The 21,821-nt window shown below is 61.0% G+C and carries 21 protein-coding genes; 18 read left to right on the top strand and 3 right to left on the bottom strand.

All coding sequences use genetic code 11. The features are described from left to right. The first annotated feature begins 2 nt into the window (after positions 1–2). From JNB71_RS06265 to JNB71_RS06235, 7 genes are all read left to right on the top strand, one after another. Positions 3–557 carry a sarcosine oxidase subunit gamma gene (locus JNB71_RS06265; protein ID WP_220370924.1) on the top strand — a complete coding sequence of 185 codons (555 nt, stop codon included), beginning with the start codon at positions 3–5 and terminating at the stop codon, positions 555–557. A 324-nt stretch (positions 558–881) separates the two neighbouring features. Beyond that, positions 882–1,784 (top strand): branched-chain amino acid ABC transporter permease, encoded by a 903-nt coding sequence (locus JNB71_RS06260; protein WP_220370923.1) that lies wholly within the window; start codon positions 882–884, stop codon positions 1,782–1,784. 4 nt (positions 1,785–1,788) lie between these two features. Continuing rightward, positions 1,789–3,180 carry a high-affinity branched-chain amino acid ABC transporter permease LivM gene (gene livM, locus JNB71_RS06255; RefSeq protein WP_220370922.1) on the top strand — a complete coding sequence of 464 codons (1,392 nt, stop codon included), beginning with the start codon at positions 1,789–1,791 and terminating at the stop codon, positions 3,178–3,180. Beyond that, positions 3,180–4,058, top strand: coding sequence for an ABC transporter ATP-binding protein (locus tag JNB71_RS06250; RefSeq protein ID WP_220370921.1), 879 nt, complete (start codon positions 3,180–3,182; stop codon positions 4,056–4,058). The genes livM and JNB71_RS06250 overlap by 1 nt, the downstream gene beginning before the upstream one ends. Continuing rightward, positions 4,058–4,783 (top strand): ABC transporter ATP-binding protein, encoded by a 726-nt coding sequence (locus tag JNB71_RS06245; protein WP_220370920.1) that lies wholly within the window; start codon positions 4,058–4,060, stop codon positions 4,781–4,783. The genes JNB71_RS06250 and JNB71_RS06245 overlap by 1 nt, the downstream gene beginning before the upstream one ends. A gap of 108 nt (positions 4,784–4,891) precedes the next feature. Continuing rightward, on the top strand, positions 4,892–5,236 hold the full coding sequence (locus JNB71_RS06240) for a DUF6867 family protein (protein WP_220370919.1): 345 nt from the start codon (positions 4,892–4,894) through the stop codon (positions 5,234–5,236). Positions 5,237–5,357: 121 nt separating this feature from the next. Then, positions 5,358–6,476, top strand: coding sequence for a branched-chain amino acid ABC transporter substrate-binding protein (locus JNB71_RS06235; protein ID WP_220370918.1), 1,119 nt, complete (start codon positions 5,358–5,360; stop codon positions 6,474–6,476). Positions 6,477–6,803: 327 nt separating this feature from the next. On the opposite strand, the gene JNB71_RS06230 is transcribed toward JNB71_RS06235, so the two are convergent. Then, positions 6,804–7,253: a MarR family winged helix-turn-helix transcriptional regulator gene (locus JNB71_RS06230; RefSeq protein ID WP_220370917.1), complete on the bottom strand. Its 450-nt coding sequence runs from the start codon at positions 7,251–7,253 to the stop codon at positions 6,804–6,806. A 230-nt stretch (positions 7,254–7,483) separates the two neighbouring features. On the opposite strand from JNB71_RS06230, the gene JNB71_RS06225 reads away from it, so the two are divergent. Together JNB71_RS06225 and JNB71_RS06220 are read left to right on the top strand one after the other, a co-directional pair. Beyond that, positions 7,484–8,482 carry an alpha/beta fold hydrolase gene (locus JNB71_RS06225; RefSeq protein WP_220370916.1) on the top strand — a complete coding sequence of 333 codons (999 nt, stop codon included), beginning with the start codon at positions 7,484–7,486 and terminating at the stop codon, positions 8,480–8,482. Between the two features lie 518 nt (positions 8,483–9,000). Beyond that, positions 9,001–9,294, top strand: coding sequence for a hypothetical protein (locus JNB71_RS06220; protein ID WP_220371166.1), 294 nt, complete (start codon positions 9,001–9,003; stop codon positions 9,292–9,294). 112 nt (positions 9,295–9,406) lie between these two features. Here the strand turns inward: JNB71_RS06220 and JNB71_RS06215 are convergent, their stop codons facing one another. Together JNB71_RS06215 and JNB71_RS06210 are read right to left on the bottom strand one after the other, a co-directional pair. Then, complete coding sequence (locus JNB71_RS06215) at positions 9,407–10,327, bottom strand: response regulator (RefSeq protein ID WP_220370915.1); 921 nt, start codon at positions 10,325–10,327, stop codon at positions 9,407–9,409. Then, positions 10,320–13,709, bottom strand: a complete 3,390-nt coding sequence (locus JNB71_RS06210) for a hybrid sensor histidine kinase/response regulator (RefSeq protein ID WP_220370914.1) — start codon at positions 13,707–13,709, stop codon at positions 10,320–10,322. Before JNB71_RS06210 ends, JNB71_RS06215 begins: the two co-directional genes overlap by 8 nt. Before the next feature lie 210 nt (positions 13,710–13,919). Here JNB71_RS06210 and urtA point away from each other — a divergent pair, with 210 nt between their 5' ends. The 9 genes from urtA to JNB71_RS06165 all read left to right on the top strand — a co-directional run bounded on the left by urtA (position 13,920) and on the right by JNB71_RS06165 (position 21,819). Beyond that, on the top strand, positions 13,920–15,209 hold the full coding sequence (gene urtA / locus JNB71_RS06205) for an urea ABC transporter substrate-binding protein (protein WP_220370913.1): 1,290 nt from the start codon (positions 13,920–13,922) through the stop codon (positions 15,207–15,209). A gap of 307 nt (positions 15,210–15,516) precedes the next feature. After that, positions 15,517–17,124 (top strand): urea ABC transporter permease subunit UrtB, encoded by a 1,608-nt coding sequence (gene urtB / locus JNB71_RS06200; RefSeq protein ID WP_220370912.1) that lies wholly within the window; start codon positions 15,517–15,519, stop codon positions 17,122–17,124. After that, a complete protein-coding gene (urtC, locus tag JNB71_RS06195) occupies positions 17,121–18,314 on the top strand; it encodes an urea ABC transporter permease subunit UrtC (RefSeq protein WP_220370911.1) in 1,194 nt (397 codons plus the stop codon). The genes urtB and urtC overlap by 4 nt, the downstream gene beginning before the upstream one ends. Positions 18,315–18,319: 5 nt before the next feature. Beyond that, positions 18,320–19,072: an urea ABC transporter ATP-binding protein UrtD gene (gene urtD / locus JNB71_RS06190; protein WP_220370910.1), complete on the top strand. Its 753-nt coding sequence runs from the start codon at positions 18,320–18,322 to the stop codon at positions 19,070–19,072. Between the two features lie 77 nt (positions 19,073–19,149). Then, positions 19,150–19,668 (top strand): hypothetical protein, encoded by a 519-nt coding sequence (locus JNB71_RS06185; protein ID WP_220370909.1) that lies wholly within the window; start codon positions 19,150–19,152, stop codon positions 19,666–19,668. Between the two features lie 18 nt (positions 19,669–19,686). Next, on the top strand, positions 19,687–20,382 hold the full coding sequence (urtE, locus tag JNB71_RS06180; protein ID WP_220370908.1) for an urea ABC transporter ATP-binding subunit UrtE: 696 nt from the start codon (positions 19,687–19,689) through the stop codon (positions 20,380–20,382). Positions 20,383–20,393: 11 nt separating this feature from the next. After that, complete coding sequence (locus JNB71_RS06175; RefSeq protein ID WP_220370907.1) at positions 20,394–21,224, top strand: urease accessory protein UreD; 831 nt, start codon at positions 20,394–20,396, stop codon at positions 21,222–21,224. 26 nt (positions 21,225–21,250) lie between these two features. Then, positions 21,251–21,553 (top strand): urease subunit gamma, encoded by a 303-nt coding sequence (locus JNB71_RS06170; protein ID WP_018326747.1) that lies wholly within the window; start codon positions 21,251–21,253, stop codon positions 21,551–21,553. Positions 21,554–21,564: 11 nt separating this feature from the next. Next, positions 21,565–21,819, top strand: coding sequence for a DUF1272 domain-containing protein (locus JNB71_RS06165; protein ID WP_220370906.1), 255 nt, complete (start codon positions 21,565–21,567; stop codon positions 21,817–21,819). The last annotated feature ends 2 nt before the right edge of the window (positions 21,820–21,821 follow it).

The raw sequence follows: 21,821 nt of genomic DNA, 5'->3' as shown, positions 1-21,821 counted from the left end.
ATATGATCAGGACCTACATTTCCCACCACCCACTGGAAGGCCGCATTCCGCTGGAACCCGGCATCCGGGCCGTCGATCACCTGGAGGTTCCTCGCCGGCAGGCGATCGTGACGGTCATGGCGGCTGACGGCGAGGAAACTGCCGTCGCCGCGGCGCTGAGTACGATGAGCGAGGCATCCTTGCGATTCGTCGGGCCGGGAGAGTGGCTGGTGGTATCGCAGTCGGAAACGCCGGACGGCCTGGTGCGCAGCCTTTCGCTTGTGCTTGCTGATACCGCCTATGTCCTTGACCAGAGCGACGGTCGCATCGTCCTGCGGCTGTCGGGTCCGAACGCGCGCCGCATCCTGGCCAAGGGCGTGGCAATCGATCTGCACCCTTCCGCTTTCGCGATCGGCGCCGCGTCGAATCTTCTGTGCGGACATATCAGCGTCAATCTGGCGCGAACCGGCGAGAACGAATTCGAACTGATCGTCGCGCGTAGTCTTGCCGAATCGCTGTTTGACGACCTGAGGCTGATGGGGCGGGAGTTCGATCTCTCCATCGATTTCTCCGGCTGAAACCGTCTGTCGTTGAGATGCTGACAGTTCGCCCGAAGGTGCAACCCTTCGTGCCGCGGATCGCACCTGCGATCTTGCCGAAACGACTGGCGGGGCTCTCGCCGTAGATTTCACGGTTTGCTGCCTAAAAACCGGCATGCGACTGCTCTTTTTTTTAGCCCTAAAAGCGTCAATGTCACTAAACTGGGAAAGAATTTCAGCAGGCTGTCATTTTACGCTTCACTTTTTGTTCGAAAGCATTATGGAATCCGTATCGAAAAAGGCTCGTTAAGAGCTTCTAAAACAAGAGGTCTGACCGAAACGGATCCGGCCCGGGGGATATAGATGGAGTATTTTGTCCAGCAGCTCGTCAACGGGCTGACGCTTGGCTCGATTTACGGTTTGATCGCCATTGGCTACACAATGGTTTACGGCATCATCGGCATGGTCAACTTCGCCCACGGCGATATTTTCATGCTTGGCGGCTTCGCAGCCCTGATTGTCTACCTGATCCTTGTCGGGCTCTTTGGCGGCGTTCCGGTCGCCCTTGCCCTGTTCGTCATGATCCTCATCGCGATGCTCATGACGGGCCTGTGGAATTGGGTGATCGAAAAGCTGGCTTACCGCCCGCTGCGCGGTTCGTTCCGGCTGGCGCCGCTGATCACCGCCATCGGCATGTCGATTGCGCTGTCGAACTTCGTTCAGGTGACGCAAGGCCCGCGCAACAAGCCCGTGCCGCCGCTGGTGTCGTCCGTTTACGACATTTTCGGCATTGCGATTTCACTGAAGCAGATCATCATCGTGCTGGTGACCGCGGTTCTGCTGACCATCTTCTGGTACATCGTCAATCACACGCCGCTTGGCCGTGCGCAGCGGGCTACGGAGCAGGACCGCAAGATGGCGGCGCTGCTTGGCATTGACGTCGACAAGACGATCTCGATCACCTTCGTCATGGGTGCGGCTCTGGCGGCCGTCGCCGGTACGATGTACCTGATGTACTACGGTGTCATCGTCTTTACCGACGGGTTCACGCCGGGCGTCAAGGCTTTCACGGCGGCCGTTCTCGGCGGCATCGGCTCGCTGCCCGGCGCAGTGCTCGGCGGTCTGATGATCGGTCTGATCGAATCGCTGTGGTCTGCCTATTTCACCATCGACTACAAGGATGTCGCGACATTCTCGATCCTCGCCATCGTGCTGATTTTCAAGCCGTCTGGTATTCTGGGTCGGCCGGAAGTCGAGAAGGTATAGTTTCATGGCAAACATTTCGCACACCACTGAGGCCGTCAGCACCAATCTGATGGCACGGGCTCTGCGCGAGGCCTTTTACGCGGGTCTCATCGCTCTCGGGCTGTTCGTATTGTTCGTCGGGCTGAAGACCGACCAGAACATTCTGAACGAGCTTGTCCTGGTTCAGCGCTGGGGTCTCCTGGCAACCTTTGTCGCCCTTGCCATGGTCGGCCGTTTCCTGGCGGTCGCCTATGTTCGTCCCTGGCTGGAGGCGCGCAAGGCGGCGAAGGCCGCAGCTCCCGTCGTCGAGCGGGAGGCTGGCTTCGTTGCACGCAATTTCAACCTGCTCGCCATCGTTGCCCTGATCGCGTACCCTTTGGTCATGGTCGCTGTGTTCGGCTTTCAGGGCTCGCTGAAATGGGTCGACAATTTCGGCATCCAGATCCTCATCTACGTCTTGCTGGCATGGGGCTTGAACATCGTCGTCGGCCTTGCCGGTCTTCTGGACCTTGGCTACGTCGCCTTCTATGCGGTCGGCGCCTATTCCTATGCGCTCTTGTCCTCCTATCTCGGCCTGTCCTTCTGGTTGCTCCTGCCGATCGCCGGCGTCCTGGCAGCGCTATGGGGCACCATCCTCGGATTCCCGGTGCTGCGCCTCAAGGGTGACTATCTGGCGATCGTGACGCTCGCCTTCGGGGAAATCATCCGGCTGGTGCTGATCAACTGGACGGAAGTCACCAAGGGCACCTTCGGTATCTCAGGCATCGCCAAGGCAAGTGTCTTCGGCATCTGGTCCTTCGACATCAGCGCCGCGAACAACTTCGCCAAGGCGTTCGGCCTGCCGATGTCCTCGGCCTATTACAAGATCTTCCTGTTCTACCTCGCTTTGGCACTCTGCATGCTGGCTGCCTTCGTGACGATCCGCCTGAGGCGCATGCCGATCGGCCGTGCCTGGGAAGCATTGCGTGAAGACGAGATCGCCTGCCGTTCGCTCGGCATCAACACGGTTACCACCAAGCTGACGGCATTCGCCACCGGCGCGATGTTCGGGGGGATTGCAGGGTCGTTCTTTGCGGTCCGCCAGGGCTTCGTCTCGCCGGAATCCTTCGTCTTCCTGGAATCGGCGATCATTCTTGCGATCGTGGTTCTCGGCGGCATGGGCTCGCTGGTCGGCATCGCCGTCGCTGCGACCGTGATGATCGGCGGCACCGAACTGCTGCGTGAAATGAACTTCCTGAAGCAGATCTTCGGCCCGGACTTCACCCCGGAACTCTACCGCATGCTGATCTTTGGTCTGGCAATGATCGTCGTCATGGTCTGGAAGCCTCGCGGCTTCGTCGGCTCGCGCGAACCCACGGCATTCCTGCGTGAACGCAAGAGTGTCTCCGGCAGCTTTACCAAGGAAGGGCACGGCTGATGGCCCTCGAGACAGACACAATGACGAAAGATCCAATCCTCAAAGTCGAGCATCTGTCGATGCGTTTCGGCGGACTGATGGCCATCAACGACCTGTCGTTCGAAGCCTATCGCGGTGATATCACCGCGCTCATCGGCCCGAACGGGGCCGGCAAGACGACGGTGTTCAACTGCATCACCGGCTTCTACAAGCCGACGATGGGCATGATCACATTGCGGCAGAAGGCCGGGAAGGAATACCTTCTCGAGCGCATGTCGGATTATGAAGTCAACCGCGATGCCAAGGTGGCCCGCACCTTCCAGAATATCCGGCTTTTCTCGGGCCTGACGGTTTTGGAAAACCTGTTGGTCGCCCAGCACAATAAGCTGATGCTGGCGTCGGGCTACACCATCCTCGGTCTGCTCGGCTTTCCGACCTACAAGGCGGCGGTCGGAGAATCAATCGAGCGTGCGAAATACTGGCTCGACAAGGCCAACCTGACGGATCGTGCCGACGATCCGGCCGGCGATCTGCCGTATGGTGCCCAGCGTCGCCTGGAAATTGCGCGTGCGATGTGCACAGGCCCGGAGTTCCTCTGCCTCGACGAGCCTGCGGCCGGTCTCAACCCGCGCGAATCGCTCGCTCTCAACGAGCTCTTGCGCAGCATCCGCAAGGACACCGACACGTCGATCCTTTTGATCGAGCACGACATGTCGGTGGTCATGGAAATTTCCGATCACGTCGTCGTGCTGGAATACGGCCAGAAGATCTCCGACGGAAATCCGGACTATGTGAAGCACGATCCGAAGGTTATTGCGGCCTATCTCGGTGTTGAAGACGATGAGGTCGAAGAAGTGATCGAACAGATCGAGGAAATCGCACCGGGAGAGACGCACTGATGAGCGATACTCTCCTGAATGTAAAAGGCGTCGAAACCTATTACGGCAATATCCGCGCACTCGCCGGTGTTGATGTCGAGGTCAGGCGCGGTGAAATCGTCTGCATGATCGGTGCCAACGGCGCCGGTAAGTCGACCCTGATGATGACCATATGCGGCAGTCCGCAGGCGAAGGCCGGTTCGGTCACCTTCGATGGACAGGATATTACCCGCATGCCGACGCACGAAATCGCCCGGTTGCGCGTTGCCCAGTCTCCTGAAGGGCGGCGGATCTTTCCGCGCATGACCGTCCTTGAAAATCTTCAGATGGGCGCGAGCCTCGACAACTTGAAGTATTTCGATGAGGACGTGGAAAAAATCTTCACGCTTTTCCCGCGGCTCAAGGAGCGGCAGGCGCAACGCGGCGGTACCCTGTCCGGCGGTGAGCAGCAGATGTTGTCGATTAGCCGTGCGCTGATGGCCCGCCCCAAGCTTTTGCTGCTCGACGAGCCATCGCTCGGTCTTGCGCCGCTGATCGTCAAGGGCATCTTCGAAGCGATCAGGAAGCTCAACGAACAGGAGGGCCTGACCGTCTTCCTCGTCGAGCAGAACGCCTTCGCTGCCTTGAAGCTCTCCCATCGCGCCTATGTCATGGTCAACGGCAAGGTCACGATGAGCGGCAGCGGCAAGGAATTGCTGGCCAATCCGGAAGTGCGCGCCGCCTATCTCGAGGGCGGCCATCATTGACGCCATGCCTGCCGGCGGCGTTTCCCGCAGTCGGCAGGTGGGATTTGGTATATTGGGCCGTTTTGCGCAGGCTCGCAGTCTGCCGGGGCCTTGAAGGGGAGAGTTGGAATGCAGGGCATTCTCTACGAAGAACCGACCGTTCTTCAGTTCGCGCTGGTCACAGTGGTGATGGGCGGGTGGACGGCCTGGCGCACGGGAAAGAGCGCTGCCGAGGGCTGGAGCAAATACTCGACGCTGATCATCTACGTCCTCCTTCTGGGCGTCGCTATCCGCTTTATCCATCATGCGCTTTTTAACGGCAGCATGTTGACTTTGCAGTACTATATCGTGGACACCGTCGTTCTTTTGTTGTTTGCTACCGCCGGCTATCGCTACTATCGCACGAGGCAGATGACCAACAATTACTACTGGCTCTATGAGAAGGCATCGCCCTTCTCTTGGCGATCGAAATAATAGAGGGAACCCGCGGTTGCGCCGGGTGCGGCGCCTGCGGTTACGAGAATACCGGCGCGGTTATGGTGGGTATCGTGACCGGTTTTAAACGACACCCGCTCAATTTTTTGGGAGTAACAAGATGAAAAAGTCACTTTTGTCGGCTGTTGCGCTGACTGCAATGGTCGCTTTCAGCGGCACTGCATGGGCCGACCTCCTGGTTGGTGTTGCTGGCCCGCTGACGGGACCGAACGCAGCTTTCGGCGCGCAGCTCCAGAAGGGTGCTGAACAGGCCGCGGCTGACATCAATGCTGCAGGCGGCATCAATGGCGAACAGATCAAGATCGTGCTCGGCGACGACGTCTCCGACCCGAAGCAGGGCGTTTCCGTAGCCAACAAGTTCGTTGCCGACGGTGTCAAGTTCGTCATCGGTCACTTCAACTCGGGCGTTTCGATTCCGGCCTCGGAAGTCTACGCTGAAAACGGTATCCTGCAGATCACGCCGGCTTCCACCAACCCGACCTTCACCGAGCGCGGCCTGTGGAACACCTTCCGTACCTGCGGTCGTGACGACCAGCAGGGTGCAGTTGCCGGTGCCTACATTGCTGCAAACTTCAAAGACGCCAAGGTTGCGGTTGTTCACGACAAGACGCCGTACGGCCAGGGCCTGGCTGATCTGACCAAGGCGGCGATGAACGAAGCAGGCGTCAAGGAAGTCGTCTACGAAGGTGTCACGACCGGCGACAAGGACTTCTCAGCCCTGATCGCCAAGATGAAGGAAGCCGGCGTAAGCGTGGTTTACTGGGGCGGTCTGCACACCGAAGCCGGCCTCATCATGCGCCAGATGGCTGACCAGGGCCTGAAGGCCACCTTCATGTCCGGCGACGGTATCGTTTCGAACGAACTGGCCTCGATCGCTGGCGACGCTGTCAACGGCACGCTGATGACGTTTGCTCCGGATCCGCGCAAGAACCCGGCTGCAAAGGAACTGGTTGAGAAGTTCCGCGCTGCTGGCTTCGAACCGGAAGCCTACACCCTGTACTCCTATGCCGCTCTGCAGGTCATCGCGGAAGCTGCAAAGACCACCGGCAGCAATGATCCGCAGGCTGTTGCCGAAAACATCAAGGGCAAGGGTCCGTTCCACACCGTCATCGGCGAGTTCGGCTATGACGAAAAGGGCGACATCACCCGTCCGGACTACGTCATGTACACCTGGAAGAAGGGTGACGACGGCAAGTACAGCTACTTCCAGAACGAATAGTTGTTCCATTGGTCCATCGGATCGCGAAAGGCCCGGCTTTGCCGGGCCTTTTTGCATTATCGGTCCCGGCGGTGTCAGGGCTATCGCATATGGATATGCGGCGGTCTCCCTCTTCTCCCCGGCGGGGAGAAGGTGGCGCGAAGCGCCGGATGAGGGGGCGGCGGCTATAGCGCCGAAATTGCCGAGAAAACCCCCTCATCGCCTCGCATACGCTCGGCACTTCTCCCCGGCGGGGAGAAGAGGGAGCTTGTCGCAATCGCCTTCAGTTTATATGCGATAGCCCTGCTGGCCGTGGAGACAGCGCAACACCTTGCCTGCAGGGCGTGGCTATCGCAGCAGCGATGATCTCAGCGCCGCGATCTCTTTCTTGAGCCGCGCCAATTCCTCCACCTCCAGGCCGCTTGCCTCGAGAATGCAGGGCGGAATGGTTTTCGCCCGAGCTTGAAGCGCGCGTCCCGCTGCCGTCAATTGCACCCGCACCTGCCGCTCATCCGTCTTGTCGCGCGTCCGGGCGATGAGCCCCAAACCTTCCAGACGTTTCAGCACCGGCGTCAGTGTGCTCGATTCCAGAAACAGCTTTTCGCCCAGGCTGCCGACCGTTCGGTCATCCTGCTCCCAGAGCGTGACCATGGCTATGTACTGCGTATAGGTAAGCCCGATCTCGTCGAGCAGCGGCTTGTAGACGCGGTTGAGGGCGTGGTTGGCGGAATAGATGGCGAAACAAAGGAAGTCGTCGAGTTTTACCGTGTCGGTCTTGCCGGTCGATGTTTGATCCATTGTGTCCCGTCCTTTATCCGTCGCGCGCAAGATAAATCGTTCGCGATTTAAAGCAAGGCATTGACATTCGAAACGCCGGCGGATAAACATCGTGCACGATTTGATTGAGCACAAATTGTTCTGCGTCGGCTGAGCTGATCAAGTGGAAGCCTCGGATACTAATATCGCGCGCGATTAAATCGTATGTCATAAACTCAGCGTCGCCAGCGGCATCGCAAAGGAGCAACCAAATGTCCGATAGCGCCAACAACCAGAATTTTTCCCGTCGTAACGTCCTGCTTGCCGGTGTCGGCGGAGCAGGGATCGCCGCCGTATCCGGCGCTCTGGCCGGCGCGCGCGCACACGCCGAGGAACAGGCTGCGCGCGCGTCGGCAGATCGCTCGCCGGTAAAGCAGAGCGTCAACACCATCCTCACCCGCGATGGAGTCGAGATCTACTACAAGGACTGGGGTCCGAAGGATGGCCCCGTCGTCATTCTCAGCCACGGCTGGCCGCTGTCTTCCGACAGCTGGGAAGCCCAGGCGCTGCATCTTGCCGATCACGGTTTCCGCGTCATTACACATGACCGTCGCGGTCACGGCCGATCCTCCCAGCCCTGGCACGGCAACGATATGGATCACTATGCCGATGACCTGGCCGATCTGATCGAAGTCCTGGAGTTGAACGCCGTTTCGCTGTTCGGCTTCTCCACGGGCGGCGGCGAGATCAGCCGCTATATCGGCCGCCATGGTACCAGCCGTGTGGCCAGGGCCGGTCTGATCGCCGCCGTGCCGCCGCTGATGCTCAAGACTGCTGCCAATCCCGGTGGCCTGCCGATCGAGGTGTTCGATGGCATCCGTGCAGCGTCGATCGCCGACCGCTCGCAACTCTACAAGGATATCGCTTCAGGCCCGTTCTTCGGCTTCAACCGGCCCGGTGCCAAGCCCTCGCAGGGCATGATCGACTCATTCTGGCTGCAGGGCATGATGGCCGGCCACAAGAATACCTATGACTCGATCAAGGCGTTTTCCGAAACCGACTTCACCGAGGACCTGAAGAAGTTCGACATCCCGACGCTGATCGTCCACGGTGACGACGACCAGATCGTGCCGATCGACGCTGCAGCCCGCGCTTCCAAGGCGCTGGTGCCGCACGCCACGCTGAAGGTCTATGCTGGTGGGCCGCACGGCATCACCGATACCCACAAGCAGCAGCTGAACGACGACATGCTCGCCTTCCTGAAAGGCTGACGACAACCTTTCGGGGCGCTACCCTGGCGCCCCGATCGTCGCGCGGGAGCCCCAATTCGATGGGCATGAAAGCTGCCGGGAACGTCCCGGCGCTGTCGCGAAGCCGGCAGCTTCCGGATCGCGCTGCATAAGTCCCTGACTTACAAATGCTAAATATTAGAATGTTGCGATATTGCAACGTGGAGCGTTTGTCGACGGCCGCCGATTGCCGCCGCGGACAAATCGGCGGATAATGCTCAAATATAAGGCAGGCTGGCACCACCCAGGGATTGTCGTGGCGCCATGTCCAGGAACGGAGGCAGGACCCGGAAGGGGTCATGCTGATGTCGGCGTCGGCGCAGCTTGCCGACGTCAGCCGGCATGCGGGAAGAAACGCTTCGACGGCGGGAACAGCAGTGGTCCCAAACCAGGAGTTCTTCATGCGCTTCTCAAAGGTAGCCTACCGCCCCATCTCCGATGGACATGTTTCGGTCGCGATCTTCGTCCTTCAGGAAAGAAGATACTACCTCGCCTGGCTCATACCGCCGCTGATTGCAGCTGGCTTGTGGCCTGCGGTGGCCAAGGCGCATGATGCGCCGTCCGGCTGGAGTTACCCGTTCTCCTGCTGCTCCAATCAGGATTGCCGGCCAGTCGCCACCAAGGCGATCAGCGAGAGGCCGCAAGGCTATGTCATCAATATTACCGGTGAGGTCGTACCCTACAAGGATACGCGCGTCAGGACCTCGCCGGACGGCGAGTACCATTGGTGCTCTGTCGCCGGTCAGGAAAGAAGCCGGACCATCTGTCTCTTCGTCCCACCGCATTCCTATTGACGGCGGCTGGAGCCGAATGATTTCAGTCGAAACGACCTGACCCCGCATCCGCTCTGGAACCAGGGAAGCAGAGCCTGATGTCGTGCGAAAGGCGCTTGTTCGGCATCACACTCTAGACCTCGCGCAAGGCGTTCGCCGCTTTGACCGCGGCAGAAGCACGGTTTTCGACGCCGAGCTTCACGTAGATCTGTTCCAGGTGCTTGTTGACGGTGCGCGCGCTCAAGCCCAGGATTTCGCCGATGTCGCGGTTCGACTTGCCCTTGGCGATCCAGAGCAGCACCTGGGCCTCGCGTACCGTCAGCGAAAAATTCTGCCTGAGAATGTCGTCGTCGCTGGTCTGGCTGACGCCGGTGAGGCGGAACAGGAATTCATCGCCGCCGATGGCGCCGAGATAGGCAAGCTGCAGGACCGGTTGCCCATGCTGGTGGATCATCAGCGGCTCCTTGGAGACACCGTGTCTTTGGCGCTCCTCCAGCCAGGTGCGGATATGGTCGGCGAGCGTCTCCAGCCCGTCGTCCCGGCCCGTTGCGGCATTGACCAGCCGCGTTGCCTGCGGCGTCGACCATTGGATGCTGCCGGAACCACGCACCGCAAGCAGGTGCCGCCCGGCCGCATCCAGCGCCACGCGCGCGCTTTGCGCCGAGCGCGCATTGGCGAGATGAACGCGGATGCGGGCGCGCAGCTCGTCGATGTTGATGGGTTTCGAAAGATAGTCGACGCCGCCGGATTCGAGCGCGCGGACGATATGTTCGGTCTCCGTAAGCCCGGTCATGAAGATCACCGGAACCTGAGCGATGCCGGGGTTGGCCTTGAGGCTGCGGCAGGTGTCGAAACCGTCCATGCCGGGCATGACCGCATCCATCAGGATGATATCCGGCGTGATGCGGTCAACGACATTGATCGCAGCCTTGCCGGACGTGGCGATCAGTACCGAGAACCCGGATTGTTCGAGTGCATCGGTGAGGAAGCCCAGCGTTTCCGGAGAATCATCCACGATGAGCACGATATCGCGTGGATGGACTGCGTCATTCACCGGCGGCTCTCCCTTGTCTGTTTATGGTCTGGAGGAAATCGGCATAGCCGGCAAGGTCGAAAGCCTGAACATAGGTCTTCACCGCCTCGGTGAAGGGCTGATTTTCCTCGAGACGGGCGAGATCGGCGAGCTTTGCCTCGATGCCGCGGACATAGCCGATTTCACCCAGCCGGATCAGTTCCTCGACATGGGCGACACCGGGCGTCTTGACCTTGGCGTTGGCCTTCGGCTTAGGCGCCGGTGCAGCCATATCGCTGTATTCCCATTTGAGCGCCAGATGGACAGCCAGCCTGTCGTGCAACTGGCGGATATCGAAAGGCTTGGCAAGGCTGTCGTTGTGGCCGGTGTGACTCTCTGCCTCGCTACTGTCGCCGATATTGGCCGACAGCATGATGATCGGAGCGGTTTGTCCGTACTCGCGCAGGCGGGTGACCAACTGCCAGCCGTTCATGCCGGGCATTGAGATGTCGATCAGGAAGAGATCGGGCTCGATGCCCTCGATCAGCGTCAGGCATTCCGTTCCGCCCGCTGCCGTCAGGACGACGAAATCGAGCGGCATCAGCACCTCACGCATCAAGTCGCGGTGATCCTCGTTGTCGTCGACGACGACGATCGTTCGGCGCGGTCCGGCATAGCCGGCGATCTTGCGCACCGAGGGGAGCGAGGCGGTCGGCCGGTTGATTGCCGAAAGCATCAGGCGGACCCGGAAGGTCGAACCCTTGTCGCGCTCGCTGTCGACGACGATCTCGCCGCCGAGCGTCTGGGTCAGAAGCCGGGTGATGGTGAGCCCCAGCCCAAGGCCCGGCATCGGCCGGACATGTTCGGCCTCGCCACGCTGGAAGGGTTCGAAGATGCGGGGCAGGTCGGCTTGCGAAATGCCGCGACCGGTATCGGAGACGGTGAAGGTCGCGACCTGGCTGCGATAGGCGACATCGAAGCGGATCGTGCCGGTGTCGGTGAACTTGATGGCATTTGAGAGCAGGTTGACGAGGATCTGGCGCAGCCGTTTCTCATCGGTGCGGACATATTGCGGCAGGGTGCTTGCCCGCTCCTGCGCAAAGACCAGGCCCTTGGCTTGCGCCTGCGGGCGGAACATGTCGACGATCTGGTCGAGGAAATCCTGGATGTTGATCTCATTGGAATAGACCTGCAGCCGGCCGGCCTCGATCTTGGAAATATCGAGCAGCCCGTCGATCAGGCCCGACAGGTGGTCGGCACTGCGCTTGATCACCTTGATCGCTGATTGACGCGGTGCCGGAATGGTCTCGTCGCGTTCGAGGATCTGCGCGTAGCCGAGCACGGCGTTGAGCGGTGTGCGCAGTTCATGGCTGAGCCCCACGACATAGCGGCTCTTGGCGCGGTTGGCTGCCTCCGCCGTTTCCTTGGCATATTGCAGGGCCGCGTCGGTCTTCTTGTGGGCGGCGATTTCCTTCAGCAGCAAGGTGTTCTGGCGCGAGGATTCCTCCTCCGCCACCAGCCGGCTGTCATGCGCCAGGACGTAGAACCAGCAGACGATGCCGGTGACGACAGCAAAGACGAAGAAGACAATGCCGATCGTCCGGTTGATCACCGCGGCGGTCTCAGGCGATGCGCTGCCGGTCTGGTGCGCTATCATCGCCAGGATGATGCCGATGCCTGCAACCGACAGCACAACGGCGATCCCGTAGCGGCCAAGGCGCGTGGAAAGCGTTTCCGTCACCTTCTGCGGCAGCAATGTCCTGGCAACCACGGCCGTCTGGTAGTTGAAGCTCGCATGCGGTTTGCACATGTCGTGGCAGCGGCTGTCGAGCGAGCAGCAGAGCGAGCAGATCGGCGCGGAGTAGGCAGGGCACCAGGCCATGTCCTCGGGTTCGAACGGATGTTCGCAGATCGAGCAGGTGACGGTGGACAGCTTTTTCCAGCTCTGGCGCGGCTTGCGGGCGAGATAGTATTTGCCCTTCGTCGCCCAGGCGATGGCGGGAGAGGCGATGAAGGCGGTGATCAGCGCAAGATAGGGCGCCAACGACGACGCCATCGCCCCGAACAGCCCGAAATGGGCGGTGAGGGCGATCAAGGCCGACAGCGTCATGGCGCCGACGCCGACCGGATTGATGTCATAGAGATGGGCGCGCTTGAACTCGATGTTTGCCGGCGCCAGACCCAGCGGCTTATTGACGAAGAGGTCGGCCGAGATGGTGCAGAGCCAGGACATGGCGATGATCGAGAAGATCCCCAGCGTTTCCTCCAGCAGCTTGTAGATGCCGAGTTCCATCAGTAGCAGGGCGATCGCCACGTTGAACATCAGCCAGACGACGCGGCCGGGGTGGCTGTGGGTCAGGCGCGAGAAGAAGTTCGACCAGGCGAGCGATCCCGCGTAAGCATTCATCACGTTGATCTTCAATTGCGAAACGACCACGAAGGCGGCCATCAGCAGCAAGGCCGCATTGTGCCACGGGATCATGTAGCCGAATGCGGTCAGGTACATATGTGCCGGATCCGCCGCGTCCTCGACCGGAACGCCGGCGCTGAGGCAGAGCACGACCAGGAAGGAGCCTGCCAGCAATTTCGGCGCGCCGACGATCACCCAGCCGGAGCCGGCCAGGAATACGGCGATCCGATGATGCAGCTTGCGCTGCCCTTCCGGCGGCAGGAAGCGCAGGAAGTCCACCTGTTCGCCGATCTGCGCCATCAGGGCGAGGATCACGGCCGACGCCGCACCGAACTCGGCAATGGAAAAGGGTGCCAGGGACCCCGGGGCACCGGCCGACTTGTGGGCACCGGCAAAGGCCACCCAGACGTCGAATTTGCTCCAGTCGGCGAGCGCGATGAAGATGAAGGGCAGGATGTTGAGAATGATCCAGAATGGCTGGGTCACCAGCTGGAACTTGCTGATCAGCCGAACGCCATGCGTCACCAGCGGGATGACCATGACAGCGCTGACGATATAGCCGATCCAGACCGGGATGCCGAGCGCAAGTTCCAGCGCCGCCGACATGATCGAGGCCTCGATGGCAAAGAGCATGAAGGTGAAGCTCGCATAGATCAGCGAGGTGATGGTCGAGCCGATATAGCCGAAGCTCGCGCCGCGGGTGAGGAGGTCGATGTCGACGCCATGGCGGATGGCATAGCGGCTGATCGGCAGGCCGACGGCGAGCATGACGATGCTGGCCGCCAGAATGGCGATGACGGCGTTGGTGGTGCCGTAGGAGAGCGTGATCGCCCCGCCGATTGCCTCGAGCGCCAGAAAGGAGATCGCCCCGATCGCCGTCTGGGAAATGCGCTGCGAGGAGAATTGCCGGGCGCTCTTGGCAGTGAAACGCAGCGCATAGTCTTCCAGCGTCTGGTTGGCGACCCAGCGGTTATATTCACGCCGGACCGGTATGATGCGCTGGCGGGCTGTCATCGGCGGTGTCGGATCCCCTTGCTGTCTTTGCGTCCGCGACAAAGTGGTAGCACAGAAGATCGCGATCCTTAAAGGTGCTGCATTGCACACTTCGCCCCCGTGTCTACGTCAATTGACGTATACAGGTTTCTCTGCCCCCGGCGGATAGTTCCTTTACGAACGGTAAAGGTCTCCCAAGCGCCGTCGTCCAAAGAACGAGAGGGGTTCACAATGAAAATCAAATCTCACGTCATGAGCGCGTTCCTCGCCGGTGCGCTTGCCACGACTGCATTCTCCGGTGTTCATGCCGCCGAGGACACGATCAAGGTCGGGGTCCTGCATTCACTCTCCGGCACCATGGCGATCTCCGAGACGACGCTCAAGGATGCCATGCTGATGCTCATCGAGGAGCAGAACAAGAAGGGCGGCCTGCTCGGCAAGAAGCTTGAGGCCGTCGTCGTCGACCCGGCGTCCGACTGGCCGCTGTTTGCTGAAAAGGCGCGCGAACTGATCTCCGTCAACAAGGTCGCAGCCGTCTTTGGCTGCTGGACCTCGTCGTCGCGCAAGTCCGTTCTGCCGGTCTTCGAAGAACTGAATTCGCTGCTCTTCTACCCTGTCCAGTATGAGGGCGAAGAATCATCGCGCAACATCTTCTACACGGGCGCCGCTCCGAACCAGCAGGCAATCCCGGCGGTCGATTACCTGATGAACACAGAAGGCGTCGAGCGTTTCGTGCTTGAAGGCACCGACTATGTCTATCCGCGCACGACCAACAAGATCCTCGAAGCCTATCTGATTGCCAAGGGTATCCCGAAAGAGGATATCATGATCAACTACACGCCGTTCGGTTTCTCCGACTGGCAGACGGAAGTGGCGAAGATCAAGGAATTCGGCTCGGCCGGCAAGAAGACCGCCGTCGTCTCGACCATCAATGGCGATGCCAACGTTCCCTTCTACAAGGAGCTCGGCAACAAGGGCATCAAGGCAACCGATATCCCGGTCGTCGCATTCTCGGTCGGCGAAGAAGAACTTGCCGGTCTCGATACCAAGCCGCTGGTCGGCCATCTGGCCGCCTGGAACTACTTCCAGTCCGTCGATGCTCCGGTCAATGCCGAATTCATCAAGCAATGGCACGCCTTCACCAAGAACGACAAGCGCGTGACCAACGATCCGATGGAAGCCGCCTATATCGGCTTCAACGCGTGGGTGAAGGCCGTCGAAGCTGCCGGCACCACCGACACCGATGCGGTTCTCGATACGATCATCGGCACCAGCGTTCCGAACCTTTCGGGCGGCTATTCCACAGTCATGCCGAACCACCACATCACCAAGCCGGTGCTGATCGGTGAAATCCAGGAAGACGGCCAGTTCGAAATCGTCCAGCAGACGCCGGCGGTTGTCGGCGACGAATGGTCCGACTACCTGCCCGACTCGAAAGACCTGATCTCTGATTGGCGCAAGCCGATGTCTTGCGGCAACTTCAACGTTGCCACCGGCAAGTGCGGCGGCAAAGGCTCCTGATTTTCATCAAGGCCAGCATAGTCCGGAAACGGTCTGACCGCCGTTTCCCCCAAATCATGTACTCACCTTTCTGTCGGACACCAATACCCCTCCGTTCGGGCCTCCCACCCGGACGGGGGACTGTCTGCCCCAGGGTGGTACTGGCATGTTTTCTGCATGAGTGGAGCGTCACGACGTGGTTCCCGGTGCCACATCGGTCCGATCTGATCGTCGGACGTGCGCATTGCGGAAACTTTAAGCAGCAGCGCCAGCGGTCCAGCACTCGCCGGAATTCGCAGCGTCAGCCAAAACGGAACTTGAAGAGCTCATGTATCGCGCCCTCCAGACCTTCCTCGTTGCTCTCTGCCTTCTGGTCAGTTGCCTCGCAACCGGTCTACGTGCGCAGGAAGATATCCGGCCGTTGGTCGACGCGCTCGGGACCGGTGGCTTTCCCCAGAAGATCGAGGCCGTCAAGGCGCTTGCGGCTTCGGGCGACGCCAAGGTTGCCGAAATCCTGCAAAACCTCAGCGAAGGCAAACTTTATGCGCCGAAGACCGGTGGCTCCGTCTACCTCGCCGCGCCGACGGATGGCGCCTATGTGGATGTGCTGACTGGCGCGCCGGTGGCCGACGTCCCCGGCAATCTTGCCAGGATCAAGCTCAACAACGGCCTGCGCGGCGCGATCGGCGCGGCGCTGAGCCAGCTGACGCTGCTGAGCCCCGACCGGGCCGCCCGTCTGGCCGCATCGCAGGACCTGCTCAAGGACGCCGATCCCGATAATCTCGATCTTTTGAACGCCGCTTTGGCGCAGGAGAAGGACGCCGAGGTCAAGGCGACCATGGAAGCGGCCCGGGCCGTCATCCTGCTCAAGACCGATGCCAGCGCCGAGGACAAGAAGGCCGCCATCGATACGATCGCGGCGCGCGGAAACCGCGATGCGCTGACGATCCTGACCGGGGCAATGGAAAATGCGCCGGAAGAACTGAAGCCGGCGATCGAGCAGAACATCGCGTCGATCGAGACCAGTCTCGCCATTTGGGATGTGACGCAGAACGTCTGGTACGGTCTGTCGCTCGGCTCCGTTCTGCTTCTCGCCGCCATCGGCCTTGCCATCACCTTCGGCGTCATGGGCATCATCAACATGGCGCATGGCGAAATGGTCATGCTCGGCGCCTACACCACCTATGTGGTGCAGCAGACGCTTCATGCCGTCGCGCCCCAGATGAGTGATTATTCGCTCGCCTTTGCGGTGCCTGCGGCGTTCCTGTTCACGGGCCTCGTCGGCATCGGCATCGAGCGCAGCGTCATCCGCTGGCTGTATGGCCGGCCGCTGGAAACGTTGCTCGCCACCTGGGGCATTTCGCTGATCCTGCAGCAGTCGATCCGCACCATCTTCGGGCCGACGAACCGCCAGGTCGACAATCCGAGCTGGATGTCGGGGGCCTTCGATGTCGGCGGCCTGGCCATCACCTACAACCGCATGTGGATCATCGTCTTTTCGCTCGGCGTATTTGTAGCGCTGCTCCTGCTGCTCAAGCGCTCCAAGTTCGGGTTGCAGATGCGCGCCGTGACGCAGAACCGCCGCATGGCGTCGTCCATGGGTATCCGCACGCCTTGGGTCGACGCTTTGACATTCGGTCTCGGTTCCGGCATTGCCGGCATGGCGGGCGTTGCGCTCAGCCAGATCGACAACGTCTCGCCCAATCTCGGCCAGAACTACATCATCGACAGCTTCATGGTCGTGGTCTTCGGTGGGGTCGGCAATCTCTGGGGGACGCTGGTCGGCGCCTTGACGCTCGGCATCGCCAACAAGTTCCTCGAACCCTATGCCGGCGCGGTGCTGGGCAAGATCCTCATCCTCATCTTCATCATTCTCTTCATCCAGCGGCGGCCGCGCGGCCTGTTCGCGCTCAAGGGAAGGGCGATCGAACAATGATTACGCAAATGCTGTTCAGCCGGCACGAGAAGAAGATCCTCTGGGCCGTGGCGCTTATCCTTCTGGCGGCAGCGCTCGTGCCGCTTGCCAACCTTCTGATCCCGGAAGGCAACTTCTTCCATGTCCCGGGCCATCTCGTCCCTCTTCTCGGCAAGTACCTCTGCTACGCCCTGCTTGCGCTCGCGCTCGATCTCGTCTGGGGCTATTGCGGCATTCTTTCGCTCGGCCACGGCGCGTTCTTCGCGCTCGGCGGCTATGCCATGGGCATGTATCTCATGCGTCAGATCGGTGACCGGGGCGTCTATGCCAACCCGCTGCTGCCGGATTTCATGGTGTTTTTGAACTGGAGCGAGCTGCCCTGGTACTGGTACGGCTTCAATCATTTCGCCTTCGCCGCGTTGATGGTGCTCTTGGTTCCCGGTCTGCTCGCCTTCGTGTTCGGCTGGTTCGCCTTCCGCTCGCGCGTCACCGGCGTCTATCTGTCGATCATCACCCAGGCGATGACCTACGCCCTGCTGCTCGCCTTCTTCCGCAACGAGATGGGCTTCGGCGGCAACAATGGCCTCACCGATTTCAAGGATATCCTCGGCTTCAACGTCCAGGCCGGCGGCACCCGGGCGACGCTCTTTGCGGCAACCGCCGTCGCTCTCGCCCTGGCGCTGATCCTGAGCTCGGCCATCGTCCGTTCCAAATACGGCAAGGTGCTGGTCGGCGTGCGCGACGCCGAAAGCCGCACGCGTTTCCTCGGCTACCGGGTGGAAAACATGAAGCTCTTCATCTTCACGGTTTCTGCAATGATGGCCGGCATCGCCGGCGCGCTCTACGTGCCGCAGGTCGGCATCATCAATCCCGGTGAATTTGCGCCGGCAAACTCGATCGAAGTCGTCATCTGGACCGCGGTCGGCGGGCGCGGCACGTTGATCGGGCCGATCATCGGCGCCGTCCTCGTCAATTTCGGCAAGAGCATCTTCACCGCCGCCTTCCCGGAATTCTGGCTGTTTGCGCTCGGTGCGCTGTTCGTTGCGACAACCTTGTTCCTGCCCAGGGGCGTCGTCGGCACGGTCCAGCAACATCTGGCGACCCGCAAGGAGCAGAAAAAAGCCGATGCGGCCGAGCGCGCCTACCGGGACAAGGCGGCAGCCAGCGCCGAAAGCCGGCTTGCCTCACTCGAACCTCAGGCGGCGGAGTAAGACCGATGGATGCAAAGACTTCCCGCAGCCTTCTCTACCTCGACGGCGTCTCGGTTTCCTTCGATGGCTTCAAGGCGCTGAATTCGCTCTCCTTCGTCGTCGAGCCGGGAGAACTTCGCGCCATCATCGGCCCGAACGGGGCCGGCAAGACGACGATGATGGACATCATCACCGGCAAGACCCGGCCGGATTCGGGCCAGGTGTTCTTCAACGGCGATATCGACCTCACCAGGAAGGATGAGGCCGAAATCGCCCAGCTCGGCATCGGCCGCAAGTTCCAGAAGCCGACGGTGTTCGAGAGCCACACGGTCTGGGACAATATCGAGCTGGCGCTCAACCGGAAGCGCGGCGTTTTCGCAACGCTGTTCTACCGCCTGACGGCTGAGGACAAGGCTCGCATCGAGGAGATCCTCGAAACGGTGCGCATGACGGCGCGCAAGGACGATCTCGCCGCCAATCTCTCGCATGGCCAGAAGCAGTGGCTGGAGATCGGCATGCTTCTGGCGCAGGAGCCGAAACTGCTGCTCGTCGATGAGCCGGTGGCCGGCATGACCGACGCCGAAACGGCGGAAACCGCCATCCTGCTCAAGGAAATCGCCAGGACCCGCTCGGTCGTGGTGGTCGAACACGACATGGGCTTCATCCGCGATCTCGGTGTCAAGGTCACCTGCCTGGCGGAGGGCTCGGTACTGGCCGAAGGCTCCATCGATTTCGTCAGCAGCGACCCGAAGGTCATCGAGAACTATCTGGGGCGGTGAATGAACGTAAAGGTTGAACCTCGCCGGGAAAGCGGCTTTAACACCGCCAGTACATTTCGCAGTGCGGGGTTTGATCCATGCATATTGTCGGTTTTGTCGTGTTCGTATTGGCCGGAGCGGCCGTTTGGTACTGGCGTTTGAAGATGGTGCGGGAAGCGGGAAGCGAAATCATCGACTCGGTCGAGCGCATGCGCGGCGCCTACAAGCGCCGGCAGTTCCGCAAGAAGGCGGAGGTTGCGCCGCTTGCCTCGATCGCCGATCCGGCGATTGCAGCGGCTGCATTCTTCCTGTGCCTCGCCAATGAAAAGCCGGTCTGGAAGGATGCGGCGCGCGATCTGATCCGCCAGCGCATGGCCGGTATCATCAAGCCGGGTGACATGGAAGAGGTGCTGGTGTTCGCCGACTGGGCGGTCAAGAACGTGGTCAATCCCGAGGATCCGATCCGCCGGTTCCGTGACCTGTGGGCCAAGGCGCTGACCGTGGACGAACGGCAAGAACTGATCGCCATCGCCGACGATGTTGCGAACGTTGGCGGCGAGGCGACGCAGGAACAGAAACACGTTTTGCAGACGCTGAGGCGGACGCTTTTGAACTGATGCTGAAAAGGTGATGGAATGCTGACGGTCGACAATATCAATCTGCACTATGGTGCGGCCCAGGCCCTTCGCGGCGTCTCCATCACCGCTCCCATGGGCAAGATCACCTGCGTCCTCGGGCGCAATGGCGTCGGCAAGACCAGTCTCTTGCGCGCCATCACCGGCCAGCATGGGCCAAGCGCCGGCACCATCACCTTCAACGACATTCCGATGAACGGCATGGCGCCCTATAATCGCGCCAGGCACGGCATCGGCTTCGTGCCGCAGGGCCGCGAAATCTTTCCGTTGCTGACGGTCAGGGAGAATCTGGAATCGGGTTATGCGCCGGTCGCGCGCAAGGACCGCTTCATTCCGGAGGACATTTTCAACCTCTTCCCGATCCTGCGCTCCATGCTTGGCCGCCGCGGCGGCGACCTTTCGGGCGGCCAGCAGCAGCAACTGGCGATCGGCCGTGCGCTGGTGACGCGGCCGAAGATCCTCGTGCTCGATGAGCCGACGGAAGGCATCCAGCCGTCGATTATCAAGGATATCGGCCGGGCGATCCGGTATCTGCGCGATTCCACGGGGATGGCAATTCTGCTTGTGGAACAGTACCTTGACTTTTGCCGCGAGCTTGCAGACCATGTCTATATCATGGATCGGGGCGAGATCGTGCACGAGGGGCCGGCAGAGACGCTGGACACGCCGGAAGCACGCCGCCACCTGACGGTTTAACGGCGGATCTTATGGCAGAAGCGGCGGCGATCGCTCCGCAACGCGCGTGGGGCAAGGGACGGCTCGCGGCAAAGCCATTTGGCGGGCGCACGCGGCTTGCCGAATTCTACCAGGAAGGCTGCGCCAAGATCAGGCTGCCCGATACGTTCGACGCCACGATGGAAGCGGTGCTGATCAACAGTTCCGGCGGGCTGACCGGCGGCGACCATATGGAGTGGGAATTTTCGGCCGGAGAGGCCACGCATCTCACCCTGACGACCCAGGCTTGCGAGAAGATCTACAAGGCGAGTGCCGGAACCGCGGCAGTGCGGGCGAAAATCGCGGTCGGGGCCGGTGCGACGGTGCATTGGCTGCCGCAGGAGACGATCCTGTTCGACCGTGCCTCTCTGTCGCGTCGGCTCGACGTCGAAATCGCCGAGGGCGGCGAGTTCCTGGCCGTCGAGGCCGTCCTTTTGGGCCGCAAGGCCATGGGCGAGGCAATGCGGACGGGCCTGTTTCAGGATTGCTGGCGTATCCGCAAGGGGGGAATTCTGCTGCACGCCGAAAATCTGCGCCTGAGCGGCGACATCGCCGCGCTTGCGCAGGAGACCGCCACGCTCGGCGGGCAGGTCGCCTTTGCCACGCTCTTCTACAGCGGCATGGACTGCGAGCAGCAGCTGGAGAAGCTGCGGGCTCTGATCGGCGGTGCCAATGGCGGGGTCAGCCACTATCACGTTGCCGGGCAGGACAAGCTGATTGCCCGCCTCGTCGCCGCCGACGGTTTTGCCTTAAGAAAAATCCTCATCCCGGTCATTTCGCACTTGCGCAAGGGCGCTTCCGTGCCGAAAGTCTGGAACCTGTAATCGACACGCAATCTTGGTGGCCGCGCATGAATCTCACCCCTCGTGAAAAAGACAAACTGCTGATTTCGATGGCGGCGATGGTTGCCCGCAGGCGCCTGGAGCGCGGCGTGAAGCTCAATCACCCCGAGGCGATCGCACTGATCACCGACTTTGTCGTCGAAGGTGCGCGCGACGGCCGGTCCGTTGCCGACCTGATGGAGGCCGGTGCCCATGTGATCACCCGCGAGCAGGTGATGGAAGGGATCCCCGAGATGATCCACGACATCCAGATCGAGGCGACCTTTCCGGACGGAACCAAGCTCGTCACCGTCCACGAACCCATTCGCTGAAGGAACAGGCGATGCTGCAACTGAGACCCAACTGCGAATGCTGCGACAAGGATCTGCCGCCGGGCAGCCGCGAGGCGATGATCTGCAGCTTTGAATGCACCTTCTGCACACAATGCGCATCCGAGGTTCTGGACGGACAGTGCCCGAACTGCGCAGGCGAGCTCGTGCGCCGTCCCGTTCGCCCTGCCGCCAAACTGGGCAAGTTCCCGGCATCCACCGAGCGCGTGTCGAAGCCGGATGGTTGCGCGCCGACCAAGGCAGCCTGAAC

Source organism: Rhizobium herbae (assembly GCF_019511375.1).
Classification (GTDB): domain Bacteria; phylum Pseudomonadota; class Alphaproteobacteria; order Rhizobiales; family Rhizobiaceae; genus Pararhizobium; species Pararhizobium herbae_A.
This window is presented reverse-complemented; position numbering and strand designations above follow the sequence as displayed.